Below are 15,783 nucleotides of genomic sequence, written 5' to 3'. Positions count from 1 at the left end.
GCTAGGTCGGTGCGCGCGGCGGATAGATCCGCGTGGGCATCCAGAAAATCAGCAGGATCAACGCCGCCGCCACCGCGGCCATGACGTAGTACAGATCCGAAGAAGTGAGCACCACGGCCTGCTCATGCAGACGGTGCGCCAGGCCTGGGGCATCGGCGTCGGCCAGGGGCGAATTACCGAGGCCGTCCACCAGCCTGCTCGAATGAAAATGCACCCGGTGGGTCGTCAGCACATCCAGCACACCCGTGGCGATCACGGCGGCGAGGCCTTTGACGGTGTTGAACCAGGCCGAGGCGAATGGGCCTTCCACCGGTTGGATACTGCCGGTGGAAAGCATCAACAACGGCAACACGGCCATGGGCTGTCCGAAGATTTGCAGCAGGTACAGCACATAGAAATCGTCGCGAATCCACGCCGAGGTCAGGTGCGCGCTGCCCACACAGGACAGCACCAGCATGCCCAGCCCCGCCCCCAGCACCCAGCGGCAATCGACCCAGCGCAGGTTGCACAGGGCAGCCACTAGCGGCAGCGCGATCAGTTGCGGCAGCGCCATCAGCAGCATCAGCGGTGCGGTTTGCAGCGGCCGGTATCCCTGCACCTGAGCGAGAAAACTCGACGGGATGAGGATCACCGAGGTCAGCACCATCAGCACGCCCGCCAGCACGATCAAGGCAAACGCGAGGTTGCGCAGGCCCAGCATCTGCAGCTTGAAAAACGGCAGCGGCTGCGACCATTCGTTGAACAGGAACAGCACCAGCAACAGGCTACCGCCACTGAGCAGGAAGGTGATCAGGCCGGACTCGAACCAGTCCAGACGATTGCCTTGCAGCACACCGATGACCAGCATGCAGATCGCCGGGAAGCCCAGCAGCAGGCCGCGCCAGTTGAATTGCTTGAAGCGCTCCAGGCGCAACGGGTCCTGCGGTAACCCGTAGGCCACGGCGGCCATCGCCAACAGGCACGGCGCGACGATTTGCCAGAACGCCCACTGCCAGCCGACGTATTCAGTCCACAGCGCCGCCAGCGGCGTGCCCAGGCTCGGGCCGAAGGTGGCGGTAAGTGCGTAACCGGCCAGGCCGTACAGCTTGACGTTGGCCGGCAGAAAACGCAGCGCCACGGTCATCAGCATCGGCGGCAGCGCTCCACCGGCCAGGCCTTGCAGGGTGCGCAGCGCCAGCAGGCTTTGGTAGTTCGGCGCGAGCGGGCACAGCACTCCAAGCAAAGTGAACAACCCGATGGCCCACAAGGTGAAGCGCCGCAGGGAAAAGGTCACCGAGCACCAGGGTGCAAAGGCCATGGCCGACACGGAGGTGGCGGTATACGCGGCGACCAGCCAGGTGCCTTCATCAAACCCGATGGCGAGCGCGCCACGGATGTCGGCGAGGGCAATCTTGGTGACCATCTCGTTGAGACCGGACACCAGCACCGCCAGCAACACGCCGATCAGGCCGATGATGATGCGCGGGCCGAATACGGGCGAGGCGATGGCGGTGGGTTGGGCTGCGGCCGCAAGGGTGGGAGCAGCGAGGGACGTCATGAACAGGTAACTCGGCGTAGGGAATACCCGAGCAGTTTAATCAGGCTAACACATGACAAAAAGTTACTTATCGGCAGCTTATAAGTGCGCCAAACGCAATCTCGAACCCGGCCAAAAACCCCAGGTGGGAGGGGGCTTGCCCCTGATGCTTTCTGACAGCCACAGTTTTTTCCATCTTCACACCGCTATCGGGGGCAAGCCCCCTCCCACATTTTGACCCTGCATGATTTAGAGGTCAGGAGGGTTGAGCTTCCAGCCAGGTGGCGTGGCAACTTTCACGCAGGGTCTCGCGCAGCCATTTGTGCGCCGGGTCGTTGTCGAAGCGCGGGTGCCAGGACTGGGCCAACACCAGTGTCGGCAAGGAGATGGGCAGCGGGAACGCGCGCAGGGGCAGCTTCAGCCGGTTGGCGCTGTAGAGCGCTTCCTTGGGCACCGGCAGAAGCAGGTCGGAGTCGGGCAGCATAAACATTGCGCCGTGAAACCCCGGTGCGATCATCGCCACGCGGCGCTCCAAGCCCTGGGCATTGAGGGCCGTATCGATCGGCCCACGGGCGATGCCGCGCCGCGAGATGCTGATGTGGGAATAGCTGGCGAAGCGGGCGGCGGTGATTTCTTTATCGAACAAGGGATGATCTTGCCGCGCCAGGCCGACAAAGGTGGTGGAGAACAGATTTTGTACTTTCACTTCAGGGCTGGCGGGCATGGTGTTGCTCACACGCAGGTCCAGTCGACCTTCGCGCAGCGCTTCGTCGTCGGTGTCGCCTTCGGGCACGAAACACAGCTCGCACAGCGGTGCGACGCGCTCCATGGTGTCGAACAGCCGCCCGCCGTACACACCGATAAAGAAGTCATTGGCTCGTACGCTGAAGCGCCGGCGCAAGGTACTCAGGTCCACTTGGTCGGCCGAGCGAAACAACAGCGCCGCCTGCTCGACCACGTTGCGCACCTGCTCTTGCAACTGCAGGGCCTTGGGCGTCGGCACCAGGCCACGCCCGGCGCGCACCAGGATCGGGTCGCCCACCGCTTCACGTATGCGCGTGAGAGTACGGCTCATGGCCGCCGGGCTGAGGTTCATGCGGCGCGCGGCGCCGACCACACTGCCCTCGTCGAGCAAAGCGTCGAGGGCGACCAGTAGGTTCATATCCGGTAGTTGCATGCCAAGCACTCGTATGCGGTAAGGAGTGAACTGGGCGCAATCGTATCAGGGTGGATCTATCAGCGCTGCATGCCCCAGCGCTTGACCGTCAGCCGTTCGACGGTATCGAACACCAGGTTCTCCACCAGCAGGCCGATGAGGATCACCACCGCCAACCCGGCGAATACTTTGTCGGTGTACAGCTCGTTGCGATTCTGAAAGATGTACCAGCCTAGCCCGCCCTTGCCGCTGGTGGCGCCGAACACCAATTCGGCAGCGATCAGCGTGCGCCAGGCAAAAGCCCAGCCGATTTTCAGGCCCGCCAGAATCGATGGCAGCGCTGCCGGGATCAGAATAAACAGCACAAAGCGGATACCTTTGAGGCCATAGTTGCGTCCGGCCATGCGCAGGGTTTCGGACACGCCCAGGAACCCCGAATAGGTATTGAGCGCCAGCGCCCACAGCACCGAATGCACCAGCACAAAGATCAGGCTGTTCTGACCCAGGCCAAACCACAGCAGCGCCAGCGGCAACAGCGCAATGGCCGGCAACGGGTTGAACATGGAGGTCAGTGTGCTGAGCAGGTCGCGACCCACCTGCGTCGACACCGCGAGTGTGGTCAGGGCGAACGCCAGTACGATACCGATCAGGTAGCCCTTGATCAGCACCACCAGCGAGATGCTGACTTTGCCGAGCAGTTCGCCGCTGAGCAAACCGTCGTAGAACGCGTGAAAGGTCTGCAGAAAACTCGGCAGCAGCAGGTCGTTGTCTTGATAGCGCGCAACGGCTTCCCAGAGGACAGCGAGCACGATCAGGATCAGGCCCTTGCGCAACCAGCCCTGTTGCCATAGGCGCTGGCGCAGCGGCAGGTCGCGTTCCACCGGCACGCTGAGTAGCGGTTCGAGGGTGATTTCGTATTCCTGGCGCATAAATGTCCCCTTAGTACGCGATGCGGATATCGGCAAAATCCAACTCGGGTTCCGCCTCAGTGGCTTCATCGAACAACAGCCGGTGGATCCGCCGCGCCGATGCCTGGAAGTCGACACCGCCAAGGCTATGCAGGTCGTATTGATGACTGTGGATTTCCGCACGCACGCGCCCTGGGTGCGGTGACAGCAACAGAATGCGATTGCCCACCACCAGCGCCTCCTCAATGGAGTGGGTGACGAACAACAAGGTGAAGCGCACTTCCTCCCAGAGCAGCAGCAGCTCTTCTTGCATCTTGCGCCGAGTCAGGGCATCGAGGGCGGCGAAGGGTTCGTCCATCAGCAGGATTTTCGGTTGCATCGCCAGCGCACGGGCAATTGCCACGCGCGCCTTCATGCCACCGGACAGGGTGTGTGGGTAGGCATCGGCAAACGCACTAAGGCCGACCTTATCGAGGTAATGCCGTGCGCGGTCTTCGGCGTCGGCGCGCTTCAAGGTTTTCGACGCCAGCAGCGGGAACATCACGTTTTGCTTGACGGTTTTCCAGGGCGGCAACTGATCGAATTCCTGAAACACCACGATACGGTCCGGGCCCGGTTGTTCGACCTTTTGCCCTAGCAGGCGAATCTCGCCTTCACTGGGTTTGATAAACCCGGCAACGGACTTGAGCAATGTGGATTTGCCGCAGCCCGAAGGGCCGAGCAGCACGTAGCGGTCGGCCGGGTCGATCTCGAAACTGACCTGATGCGTCGCGCGCACCACGCGCTCGGCCGTGCGATATTCCAGGCTGACGTTATCCACCGCCAGTAACGGCGCGACAGGGTGCAGATTGCTGGTCGCGTGGGCTGATAACGGCGCGTTCATCTCAGCTTCCTTGCAGGGGTTTGGCGTCTTGGAAAAAGTAGTCCTGCCACGATTGCGGCTTGTGCTTAATGGCGCCGACGCGATAAAGGAATTCCGCCAGCGGGTAGGTGTTTTTCGGCGTGACGCTGAATTCGAATTGCGGGTTGTCGATGATTTTGAGCAGCTCGGCACGGTCGATCTTGGCCTTGGTCACGCGCAGGTAGGTATCGGCCGCCGCTCCTTTGTCGTTCTGAGCGAACTGTGCGGCTTCGGTCAAAGCGTCGACAAATGCTTTGTAGGTCTTGGGGTTGTCGTTGCGGAATTTTTCGGTGGCGAACAGCACCGTCGGCGAGTTCGGGCCAAACAGGTCGTAGGTATTGAGCACCACATGGACATTGGGATTGGCCAGGGCCTGGTCCTGGAACGGCGGGTTGGAAAAATGCCCGGTCAACTCCGTGCCGCCGGCGATCAACGCCGCGGTGGCGTCGGGGTGCGGAACGGCGATGGTGTACTTGTCGAGGCGGTTGAAATCCTGGTCGCCCCATTGTTTGGCGGCGGCGTATTGCAGAAAGCGCGACTGCACTGACACCCCCACTGCCGGCACCGCGATACGGTCCTTGTCAGTAAAGTCGGCGATGGTCTTGACCTTGGGGTTATTGCTGACCAAGTAGTAGGGGAAGTTACCCAAGGACGCAACGGCCTTAACGTTCTGCTTGCCGTAGGTGCGATCCCAGATGGTCAACAACGGCCCGACGCCGGCTCCGGCAATGTCGATGGAGCCAGAGAGCAATGCGTCGTTGACCGCCGCGCCGCCGGACAGTTGAGTCCAGTCGACCTTGATGTCGATGCCTTCCTGCTTGCCGTATTTTTCAATCAGGTGCTGGTCGCGCACCACATTGAGCAGCAAGTAGACGATGCCGAACTGTTCGGCAATGCGAATCTCGCCCTCAGCGTGGGCCACCGCCGGCGCTGCCAGGCTGCCGGCCAGCAGGCTGATACCCAGGCCGACAGTGGCGGCCAGTCGTGCAAATGGAAGGTGTCTGGACATGGTCATGCTCCGAATCAGAAAGGCGCGTCGCCCTGGATGGTGGTGCGGAACAGCTTGCGGCGCAGATGGCTTGGGCAACCGGCGGCCAGGTGGATCAGCGAACGGTTGTCCCAGAACACCAGATCGTGAGGCTGCCATTGATGGCGGTAGAGGTTGTGCGGCAGCACGCTGTGGGCGTAGAGCTGAGCCAGCAGGTCGCGGCTTTCGTCTTCAGGCAAACCGATAATGCGAGTGGTGAAACCCTCACTGACGAACAGCGCTTTTCGGCCGTTTTCAGGGTGGGTACGCACGATGGGGTGCACCACTTCGGCGACTTGGGCCAATTGCTCGGGCGTGAGCGTAGGGCGCCAGTTGCCTTCGAATTTGGTCTCGCTGTAACGCGCGGTGTAGGAGTGCGCAGCGCTTCGGCCTTCAACAGCGTTGCGCAGATGCGCGGGCAACTGGTCCCAGGCTTTGTGCATATCCGCAAACAACGTGTCGCCGCCCTCGCAGGGGAGTTCCTGTGCGTGCAACATCGACCCCAGGCTGGGCAGTGCTTTATAGGACAGGTCCGAATGCCAGAACTTGCCGGCGTCGCCCAAGCCAATAGCCTGGCCGTTTTCGATGATGTTGGAGACGATCAGGATTTCCGGATGATTGAGCAGCAGGAACTGCTTGAGCACATGGATCTGCAGCACGCCAAAGCGACGGCTGAACGCGATGTGCTGCTCGGGTGTGATGCGCTGGTCGCGAAAGACCAGCACATGGTGATCGAGGTGCGCGCGGTGAATTCGCGCGAAATCCGTGTCGTTGATCGGGCGGGACAAGTCCAGGCCAACCACCTCGGCACCGACGCTGCCGGGCAGTGGAAGAACCTCGAATACTTGTGCATCGAGCGACGCGGGTGAAGCGGTAGAGGCGGCAGACATGGGTTCACTCCTGGCAGTCAGGAGACAAACTTTATAGGTATAAGAAATTCAATTTAAATACCGTTTACGCATAACGATATGCGTGAACGGCGCGGCAAAACGATGTAGCGCTCGCAGCGAAGCTGCTTGGACTGAGGGCGCTTCCATCCCGTTTGTAAGACGCCATAAATGCATGCTGTGAGTGCGCGGAGCGTGGTGTTGAACTACTTACAAGCCGAAACCGTGCGTGTTTGACAAGCTTATGGGCAGTCACTAGTGTGCTTTGGATCCAATTAGCCATCAGCCATTCCAATAAGGAGGGCAGCGTAACCGTGACGCAGAAGCCTACACCTTTGAACAGCATCAAGATCAGCGGTCCGATTCCCGCCCACCTTGCTCGCTCCGTCATAGAAGAAACCTTGCGCAACGCCATCCTCGATGGGCGCCTGCCCTGCGGGACCGCCATGCGTCAGCAGGAGTTGGCCAGCCTGTTCGGGGTAAGCCGCATGCCGGTGCGCGAAGCCTTGCGCCAACTCGAAGCCCAGTCACTGCTGCATGTGGTGACTCACAAGGGCGCCGTGGTCGCTCCGTTGATCGAAGACAACTCGGCCGAAACCTATGAACTGCGGATGTTGCTGGAATCCGAAGCGCTGCGCTTGTCGATTCCTTTGCTCACCGACACCGATATCGCCGAGGCTGACGCGTTGATTTGTGCGCTGGAGCAAGAAAAAGACTACACCGAGATAGGCCGCCTGAATCGCTTGTTCCATATGACCCTTTACAGCAAAGCCCCTAACCAGCGGCTGCTCAAACTGGTGGAGCACGGGTTGAACGAAGAGGAGCGTTTCCTGCGCTTCAATCTGGAAGCCATGGGGCTGGGCGAGACGTCCCAGGAAGACCACCGGGAACTACTGAATCTGGTCGCACGCAAGAAAGTCCAGGAAAGCGTCCTGACCCTGCGCAATCACTTGATGCGCGGGATGGAAGTGATCAGGACTTACCTCAATGGCCCGGACGTCGCCAGTCAGAAAGGCCCGCAATAACCTTTAACATTCGCCCTGCACCTGAGCGCGGCAGGGTTGCTGCTTCAGCGCGTAACTTGCGTTATTCAATAGCCACTGCCCTCCTAAAAACGCCAGCATCAGTGCCGGGTTCAAGGCGAGGGCGCGCGGCAAAGAACTTTCCCACCTATATAAAGCGACTTACTGACAAAAGATATTATTTAGAAAAACATCTAACACATTTATATGCTCGCCAAATTAGTTAGCCTGACTATTATCTTCGGCATTAACCCGGCTCTTTATTCAGGGCGCGCAGCCCTTAGACAAAGGGATTGCGCCACGCCTGGCTTATATCCCCTTATCTACTTGCCGTTCAAAAAAGCCCATCGCTGTAGTCACAGTTGACGCAATAACTTATAGGCATCAAGCATGTATCAATCCTTACTTGCACAAAGAGCAGAGCGCCTTTGCGCCCACCCNNACATTAAAAAAATTCATGGAAAGTCATGTATTCGCGGTTTGGGACTTCATGACGCTCCTCAAACGCCTCCAACAAGACCTGACCTGTACACGCTTGCCGTGGCTACCGCCTGCCGACCCGACGGCTGCTCGCCTGATCAACGAGATCGTGCTGGAGGAAGAATCCGACCAACACCCCCAAGAGGGCCAGTGCAGCCATTTCCAGCTGTATCTGGAAGCCATGGATGAAGTCGGTGCCAGCACCGCTTCAATCGAACACTTCATTGCGCTGCAACGCCAAGGCCTGGCTGCCAATACGGCGTTGCTTAGGGCTCAAGCACCGCGCGGCGCGGCCCGCTTCGTAAGCGATACGTTGCAGATCGCATTGAACGCCCCCACCCACTGCGTAGCAGCGGTGTTTCTTCATAGTCGAGAACGCGTGATCCCAGGCATGTTCGAGCAGTTGCTGCAGGCCGGCACGTTGATTCGAGAGCACGCGCCAACCTTATGTGCCTACCTCAACCGTCATATCGAGCTGGACGCTCAGGATCACGGGCCGGCAGCGCAGCGTTTACTTGAGCGTTTGACCGATGCCCATCCGACTTACCCGCAACAAGCCCACGACGCCGCTCTCGCGGCCATGCAAAGCCGGATCATGCTTTGGGATGAGGTTCGAGCCTCGCTGCTGGAGGTGCAGCCATGAATATGGCCGGTTACCCAGCCTTTGCCGACGATTGGGAGCGCCGCGCAACCATTCGCACACGTCCACGCCGCTTGCTGGAAAACGACGATAAATTGATCTTCCCCTTGTGCCGCCAGCCTTTGGTACTCAGTGCCACCTTTACCGAGCACTGCCCGCAGTGGCGCGACTTTGTGCTGGTGCAAAGTTTTTACAAGTTCATCAATGACGTTGTGATTTTCGAAACGGAAATCGTCGACAAGACTGCGCGCGCCATCGCCAAGAATCGCTTCTCGCTGCCCTTTCCCCTCGCCTGTCGCGTCGACGCGATGACCGTCGTGGTGGACGAGGACTACCACGCGCTGGTCGCTCTGGATTTCCTGCAACAGACCGTAACCATGACAGGCATCGAGCCGCTTGAGCTGCCGACACACATTGAACTGAGCCTGGCCCTACCAGCGGCGCAAGCGCAGGTGCCGGCTCACTTGCGCGACGCCGTGGAGCTGATTGGCGTGGCCATTGCCGAAAACACCGTCACCCACGAAGTGGCGGCGTTCTCCAAAGACAGCAGCGTCAAAGGCTCGATCCGGGGCCTGATGGCCGACCACCTGTTCGATGAAGGGCGCCACGCGCAGTTCTGGACCTGCCTGGTGCGCAGCTACTGGCAAAGCGCAAGCCCGAACGACCGCGATGCCATTGCTCAGGCGCTGCCGACGTTCCTCTCGCATTACCTGACCAACCAACTGCAAAAGAATTTCGACCTGCACCTGATCGAGCATCTAGACGTCAGCGCGGACGTGCGCCGTGCATTGCGCGATGACATCAACGCACTGGCATTCCCCATCCATCGCCAGCACCCCTTGATGGGCAACATCCTGAGCTTTGTGCATAACAGCGGCCTGCTGCAAACGCCAAGCGTGGCGCGGGCACTGAACGACTACCTGCCGGTTAATAGGAGATTGGCATGAAGCGCCTGACCATCGGCTGGAACGGTACCAGTGCTGCTTTGCAGGCTATCAGGCAGATGCTGGAGCAATACGGCCACGCGACGGGCGAAGAAGCCGTCGATCTGTGGATTGAAGACGGTAGCCTGCCGCTGCCAAGCGATATCGACGAAGCGCCCTGTATCCGCCTGCGCCTGGGGGTGGGCGCCGCCACCGAGTACGGGCTGCCCGCATTGCAACTGCGCGCCTATGACCGCCAGAGGCATTTGCACGGGGTGCTGGAGATCGCCGACGAGCCTACGGGCAATGGCGAGCGACAGCGTAAGCAGGTGACGAACGCACTGGTGGACTGGGTCGCGTTGCAGGTCAGTGAATTCTCACGGGACCCTGCGTACGTGCCGATCAGCACCACGGCCAATGACTGGCCCGAACAGAGCCTGCTGGGGCTCGACGCGTTGGCGTTCATGCATCGATTCAATTGCACGGCAAACCCCGCATTGATGCAGGAGGCGCAAGTGCCGGTGATGGAACGGGTGCAAGCCAGCCTGCACGCCTTCGCCGAGCGCCCGGCGCTGAACATCGATGGCTATGCCGTGAGCTACCGCGACTTGCACCGCCGGGCCGCAGCGATTCAACAACGTTTGATCCGTTTGCTGGAGGCGCTTGAAGCCCCCGCGGTGGTCGGTGTTTGTCTGGATAAATCCATTGAGCTGTATGCGAGCATGCTGGCTGTCCTGGGCAGCGGCGCGGTCTACCTGCCGTTGGGTCTGGACCAGCCTGCACAACGTCATCAGCTCATGCTGGAGACTGCCGGAGCCCGGCTCTTGCTGGATGCGGGCGAACACCCTCTGCGGGAGCGCTTTACCGCACTGGATGTCAGCAGTATCGAGCCCTGCAACGCCGGCAACCCGCCCCTGCCGATGCGACAGCGTCCGTGCCTGGATGCACCGTGCATGGTGCTCTACACCTCGGGCACCACGGGTCAGCCCAAGGGGGTGTTGCTGAGTCAGGGCAACCTGGCACATTTCACCGCCTGGTGTGGGGCGTGCATGAAATTGAATGAACAAGCCCGGGTCCTGCAATTTTCGCCACTGAGTTTCGACTCGTCGCTGATCGATATCGTCCCCGCCTTGATTGCCGGCGCCGAGCTGATCATCCCGAATGAAGCGCAACGGCGCGATCCGGAGCAACTGCTGACGCTGCTGCGACGGCAATGCGTCACTCACGCGTTCCTGCCACCTGCGCTGCTCAGCATCTTGCCGCTGGATCAACCGCTGGGCCTAACGCAACTGCTCACCGGCGGCGATGTGTGCGAGCCCCATGTCATCGAGCGCCTGGCTGGACAGTGTCAGTTCCACAACCTGTATGGTCCTTCCGAAGCGACTGTGCTGGTAACCCACCGCACATTCACCCCGGGTGACAGCAACCGCAATATCGGCCGCCCCATTGCTAACAGCCAGGTACTGATTCTCGACGAGCATCTGCAGCCCGTGGATGAACAGGTGATGGGCGAGTTGTACCTTGTCGGCCCTGGCGTCAGCCTGGGTTACCTGAATGCACAGGTGCAAACGGCGAGCGCGTTTGTCGACTTACCGCTGCCGGGCGGCCAGTCGTTGCGGGCCTACCGCAGCGGCGACCTGGCACAGTGGAGCGCCGATGGCATCCTGCTGGGCGGACGCCGGGACGATCAGGTAAAAATCCGTGGCTTTCGGGTCGAGCCTCGGGAGGTTGAGGAGTGTTTGCGCAACAGCCGGCTCTATCGTCAGGTGGCCGTGGCGATCGACCGCGATGACCGGATCTGCGCCTTTGTTGCCCAGCCCGATCACGGCTCGACCCTCGAAGCGCTGAAACAGCATGCACGCCAGTGGCTTCCGGATTACATGCAACCGAACGCATGGGCCGAGCTGCCTGCTCTACCTTGCTCCGACAATGGCAAAGTCGATCGGCAAGCCCTGCTTGCACAGCCGTTGCGGCTCACTATTGCAGATCGACGCCGTGTGGCACACACACCGCTTCAAGCGCGCCTGGCCAGCCTGTGGGGAGTGCTTCTAGGGCTGGATGGCGCCGAGTTATCCGTTGATGACAGCTTCTTCGATTTGGGTGGCCACTCGATCTTACTGTCGACCCTGTTACTGCGTGTACGCGAACAGTTTGGCCGCAGTTTCGGCTTGAGCCATTTCATCGAAGCACCCACCCTTCGTACCCTCGCCACGCTGATGGAGGACGGTGAGCTGCCCGACGCGTCCTCTAGCCAAGCCGTACGAGATGCGCAACGCGAATGGAGCATCAAGACGCTACCCGCCGCGTGCGCAGGCGATCCGCACAAAGTGATTGTGACCGGGGCCAACAGTTTCGTCGGCGTCCATATTGTTCAGGCGCTGTTGGCCGGCGGTGCGACTCAAGTGGCATGCCTGGTGCGCGAACGGCCCGGGCAATGCGCGACGGCACGGTTTACCCATGCGTTACGCGACTACCAGTTGGAGCATCTGGACCTGAGTCGTGTGCAGGTATTCGCTGCGGATATCAGCCAACCACGCCTGGGGTTGGCCGAGAACGCGTATGACGCACTCGCCCATGGCTTCGGTGTGCTGGTGCACAACGCCGCACAGGTCAACCATGTGATGGACTATGCGTCACTGGCCAGGGACAACGTCGACCCCGTCTTCGAATGCCTGCGTCTCTGTGAGACCCACAGTAAGAAAATTCTCAACTTTGTCTCGACGCTGTCGGCTTCCAGCAGCGTCGACACCCAAGGGCATGTGCTAGAGGCCCCGGCCTGCGCGTCGCTGCCGCTGTTCATCAAAAACGGCTACAACCTGTCCAAGTGGGTGGCTGAGCGAATGTTGGGACGAGCGGTGGAGCAAGGCGCCTGGGTGAATATCCATCGACCCGGCAACATCAGTTTCAACAGCCGCAATGGTGTTTGCCAACCGCACAAGAATCGCCTGATGTTGATGCTCAAAGGGTCGCTGCAATTAGGCCTGCTACCGCAGTTGCATTTGAATTTCGATCTGATGCCTGTGGACTTCCTGGCGCGGTTTATCGCCTTTCACAGTGCCGGTTTTAATGCCGATAGCTGCGTGTTCAATCTGCATAACCCACAGCCGTTGAGTTGGGAGCAATACCTGGATGCGTTCAGTCGCGCGGGTTACTGCTTTGAGCGAGTCAGCATGACGCAATGGCAGCAGGCGCTGCAGGCAGTGAGCCCGGACAACGCATTGTTTGGGGTACTGGGGTTCTATCTCGATCGTCTGGACAAAGACATCGGCGATACCACGAGGATCCTGCATGGCAACGCACGCAGAGGTGTTCAAGACATGGGCGAGCAGTATCCCGAAAAAGACCGGGCACTCTTGGACAAGGGCTGTTACTACCTCAAAACCATAGGCTTCCTTTGAACCGTTTCAGGACAACTTCATGAAAGCGCTGCAACCCGATACGTTAATTCGCAACCCAAACGGCGTGCCGATCGTGGCCGGTGTCATAGTCAACTGCGAAGCCGCTCGTGTATGGGATCTGGTGGGGCGATTTTCCAACTTTGATGCCTTTATCCCTGCACTGTCGCGCATTGAAATGATTGGCGCGGGCGTGGGCGCTTTGCGTACAAAAATTTTCCAGGACGGCAACTGTGCGGTCGAACAACTCAACAGTCGAGATGACGACGCCATGCACATGACATGGACCACGATCTACAACACCTTGGGCGTGGCCAGACTGTGGGCAGCGATTAATGTGCAGGCACTTGGCGCCCAGAGCGCCAAGGTCACCTGGACGATCATCGCGGAACCCGAAGACACAACGCGCAAAGGGTTCGAAGCGTTCGTGCAGGACTTTGCCGACAGCGCCCTGAACAACGTACGCAAATTACTCGACAAGCCGTAGGAGCGAGTTGGCGCGCTCCTACGGCTTGCCCCGGCGAGTCAGATCTTGAAGCTGTCGACCAATTGCTTCAAACGATTAGCCTGCTGTGACAGTGCATCGCAATCCCTCAGGGTTTCGTTGAGGTTTTCCACACCTTGCTGGTTCAGCAGATTGATCTGGTTGATGTCCACGTTGAGCGTCTCCACCACGGCAGTCTGCTCTTCGGTGGCCGCCGCGACAGACTGGTTCATGCCGTCGATCTCAACAATACGCTGCGTCACACTGACCAGGCGCTCGCCGGCCTGGTTAGCGACCTCAACACTTTCCTCACTGGAAACCTGACTGGCATTCATAGTCGTCACCGCTTCACGCGAGCCCACTTGAAGCGAAGTGATCATTTTATGGATCTCTTCGGCGGACTCCTGGGTTCGGTGAGCCAGGTTGCGAACCTCATCGGCCACCACAGCAAACCCACGGCCAGCCTCACCGGCCCGCGCAGCTTCGATCGCAGCGTTAAGGGCAAGCAAGTTGGTTTGCTGGGAAATGCCTTTGATCACATCAAGAATGTGACCAATGTTGTCGGTGCTGGCATTCAGGGTTTCGATCTGCGTGCACGATAGGCTGATCTTCTGAGACAACTCCGACATGGCCAGGATGGTCTGTTCGACCACTTTGCGCCCATCGTCGGCCTGCTCGCTGGCACCACTGGCATGCTGGGACGCATCAGCAGCGTTCCGTGCGATTTCCTGAGTCGCTGCCCCCAATTCATTAATCGCCGCAGCGACGCTGTTGGTGCGTGCACTCTGCTCGTCGGAGCCGATGATCGAGGCATTGGAAGACGCCATCACGCGCTGGGAAAGGTCATGCACCTGACGTGTGGCCGAAGACACTTCGGAAATCGACGCATGAATACGTTCCACGAACCGGTTGAACGCGCTGCCAACTTCACCGAACTCATCCTTGCTGGTGACAGCCAAGCGACGTGTTAGATCGCCTTCACCTTGAGCGATATCCTGCATGGCAACGCCCATGGTGGTCAGGGGGCGCAGCAATACTTGAATCAACAGACTCAACAGCACGGCAATCGCAACTACCGCGATTAGCATGGCGATTAACGCAGATGTGCGGAATTTACCTAGCGGGGCGTAGGCCTTGTCTTTATCGATCGACAGACCGATGTACCAATCCGCGCCTGGCAGCCCAGTGATGGGGGTGAATGAAAGAATGCGATCCTGGCCATTGAGTACAACGTCCTGATTAATCTTCTCGATACGGACGCTGGTGCCTGGGTAGATGTCCTTTAGGTTCTTCATCACTTGGTCTTCGTCAGGGCTAACGATAACCTGGCCGTCACCGCTGACCAGGAACGCATGGCCAATACCGCCGAAGTCCACCGAGTTGATGATTTTTACCAAGGTTTGCAGGCTCAGGTCACCACCGACCACGCCGAGCAATTCACCGTTCTTTTTAACCGGCATGGCAATAGTGACAATCTGCCCGCCCACTGCGGCCATATAGGGCGGCGTAAGCATGGGTTTATCGGCGGCCACGGCTTGCTTGTACCAAGGGCGCTGACGCGGATCGTAGCCGTCAGGCATTTTGGCGTCAGGACGCTGGGTGAAAACGCCGTTGGTTTGACCGACATAGGTGAACTGGAAATTTGAGGTCAATGCGGGTTGATCCACCAAACCTGGCAGATCCGCGGCAGCGCCTTGATGGGCAATGTTCTGCGTGAGACTTTCAAGTACCAGTATTCGGCCACTGAGCCAGTTCTGCACACTGCTGGCGGTCAGCTCACCGGATTGCTGGATAGACGACTCCAGGTTCTGCTTGATCGTGCTCCGTTGCAGATAATCGTTGTAAAGCGTGAATAATGCGAAGGCTAGGACCACGACGCCTGACGCAGCTAACAGAATTTTATGGCTGAACTTGAGATTCATTTCGTCGACTTCTTTTGCCAAAGGGGGATGAGCGTGCCGAACGGAACATTCCATGTAACGGTATAGCCGGCTTCTCGGGCCGCTCTATTTCGGTGCACGCATGGCTCATCAGGCTTTCGGCCAAACGGAGTGAAATCTTAAGGTTTTGTGGGAAACATCCTCTTTTTGAGTGTTAAACCGACAGGCGGTAAATCCGAACTACCTAAAATCATTAAAGCAGCCTATGACACCCTTCAATGGCGAATTTTTGATTTGACGCCTATTAATTCCCTATAAACGACAAAACCCCTGCCTGCGTTAGCAGACAGGGGTTTTGGAATTTAATCTTGACGATGACCTACTCTCACATGGGGAAACCCCACACTACCATCGGCGATGCATCGTTTCACTGCTGAGTTCGGGATGGGATCAGGTGGTTCCAATGCTCTATGGTCGTCAAGAAATTCTGTGTACCAGATCGACGTTGAGCATCGTTCCGGTGAAATTTCATGGACTTCTACATAAACAAAACCCCAATTGCTT

At 59.0% G+C, this 15,783-nt stretch carries 12 protein-coding genes and 1 rRNA gene; 5 read left to right on the top strand and 8 right to left on the bottom strand.

Annotated elements, in window-relative coordinates; translation table 11 throughout:
• Position 1: 1 nt before the first annotated feature.
• The 6 genes from YA0848_RS23235 to YA0848_RS23210 form a co-directional block, all read right to left on the bottom strand.
• The gene (locus YA0848_RS23235) at positions 2 to 1,537 is read right to left on the bottom strand and encodes an MFS transporter (RefSeq protein WP_169903707.1); all 1,536 of its coding nucleotides are present in this window, start codon (positions 1,535 to 1,537) and stop codon (positions 2 to 4) included.
• Between the two features lie 235 nt (positions 1,538 to 1,772).
• Positions 1,773 to 2,693, bottom strand: a complete 921-nt coding sequence (locus YA0848_RS23230) for a LysR family transcriptional regulator (RefSeq protein WP_047882982.1) — start codon at positions 2,691 to 2,693, stop codon at positions 1,773 to 1,775.
• Positions 2,694 to 2,752: 59 nt separating this feature from the next.
• Entirely contained in the window at positions 2,753 to 3,601 is an 849-nt protein-coding gene (locus tag YA0848_RS23225; protein ID WP_034095242.1) for an ABC transporter permease, read from the bottom strand.
• Between the two features lie 10 nt (positions 3,602 to 3,611).
• Positions 3,612 to 4,463, bottom strand: a complete 852-nt coding sequence (locus YA0848_RS23220; protein ID WP_034095241.1) for an ABC transporter ATP-binding protein — start codon at positions 4,461 to 4,463, stop codon at positions 3,612 to 3,614.
• Between the two features lies 1 nt (position 4,464).
• A complete protein-coding gene (locus YA0848_RS23215; protein ID WP_034111194.1) occupies positions 4,465 to 5,490 on the bottom strand; it encodes an ABC transporter substrate-binding protein in 1,026 nt (341 codons plus the stop codon).
• A 14-nt stretch (positions 5,491 to 5,504) separates the two neighbouring features.
• Entirely contained in the window at positions 5,505 to 6,398 is an 894-nt protein-coding gene (locus tag YA0848_RS23210) for a TauD/TfdA dioxygenase family protein (protein WP_034111192.1), read from the bottom strand.
• Between the two features lie 311 nt (positions 6,399 to 6,709).
• Between YA0848_RS23210 and YA0848_RS23205 the strand changes: the two genes are divergently transcribed.
• The 5 genes from YA0848_RS23205 to YA0848_RS23185 all read left to right on the top strand — a co-directional run bounded on the left by YA0848_RS23205 (position 6,710) and on the right by YA0848_RS23185 (position 13,342).
• Positions 6,710 to 7,420, top strand: a complete 711-nt coding sequence (locus YA0848_RS23205) for a GntR family transcriptional regulator (RefSeq protein WP_034095238.1) — start codon at positions 6,710 to 6,712, stop codon at positions 7,418 to 7,420.
• A 454-nt stretch (positions 7,421 to 7,874) separates the two neighbouring features.
• The gene (locus YA0848_RS23200) at positions 7,875 to 8,540 is read left to right on the top strand and encodes a DUF3050 domain-containing protein (protein ID WP_198731433.1); all 666 of its coding nucleotides are present in this window, start codon (positions 7,875 to 7,877) and stop codon (positions 8,538 to 8,540) included.
• Positions 8,537 to 9,484, top strand: a complete 948-nt coding sequence (locus tag YA0848_RS23195; protein ID WP_169903708.1) for a diiron oxygenase — start codon at positions 8,537 to 8,539, stop codon at positions 9,482 to 9,484. The genes YA0848_RS23200 and YA0848_RS23195 overlap by 4 nt, the downstream gene beginning before the upstream one ends.
• Positions 9,481 to 12,858 carry an amino acid adenylation domain-containing protein gene (locus tag YA0848_RS23190; RefSeq protein ID WP_169903709.1) on the top strand — a complete coding sequence of 1,126 codons (3,378 nt, stop codon included), beginning with the start codon at positions 9,481 to 9,483 and terminating at the stop codon, positions 12,856 to 12,858. The genes YA0848_RS23195 and YA0848_RS23190 overlap by 4 nt, the downstream gene beginning before the upstream one ends.
• Before the next feature lie 19 nt (positions 12,859 to 12,877).
• Entirely contained in the window at positions 12,878 to 13,342 is a 465-nt protein-coding gene (locus YA0848_RS23185; RefSeq protein WP_034095234.1) for an SRPBCC family protein, read from the top strand.
• Between the two features lie 38 nt (positions 13,343 to 13,380).
• Here YA0848_RS23185 and YA0848_RS23180 read toward each other — a convergent pair whose 3' ends face one another.
• Complete coding sequence (locus YA0848_RS23180; RefSeq protein WP_034095233.1) at positions 13,381 to 15,261, bottom strand: methyl-accepting chemotaxis protein; 1,881 nt, start codon at positions 15,259 to 15,261, stop codon at positions 13,381 to 13,383.
• Between the two features lie 324 nt (positions 15,262 to 15,585).
• A 5S ribosomal RNA gene (rrf, locus tag YA0848_RS23175) occupies positions 15,586 to 15,701 on the bottom strand.
• Positions 15,702 to 15,783: the final 82 nt, after the last annotated feature.

It is taken from the genome of Pseudomonas sp. S4_EA_1b (assembly GCF_016307435.1).
Taxonomy (GTDB): Bacteria; Pseudomonadota; Gammaproteobacteria; order Pseudomonadales; family Pseudomonadaceae; genus Aquipseudomonas; species Aquipseudomonas rhodesiae.
The sequence above is the reverse complement of the archived record's forward strand: the minus strand, read 5'-3'. Positions and strand labels throughout refer to the sequence as shown.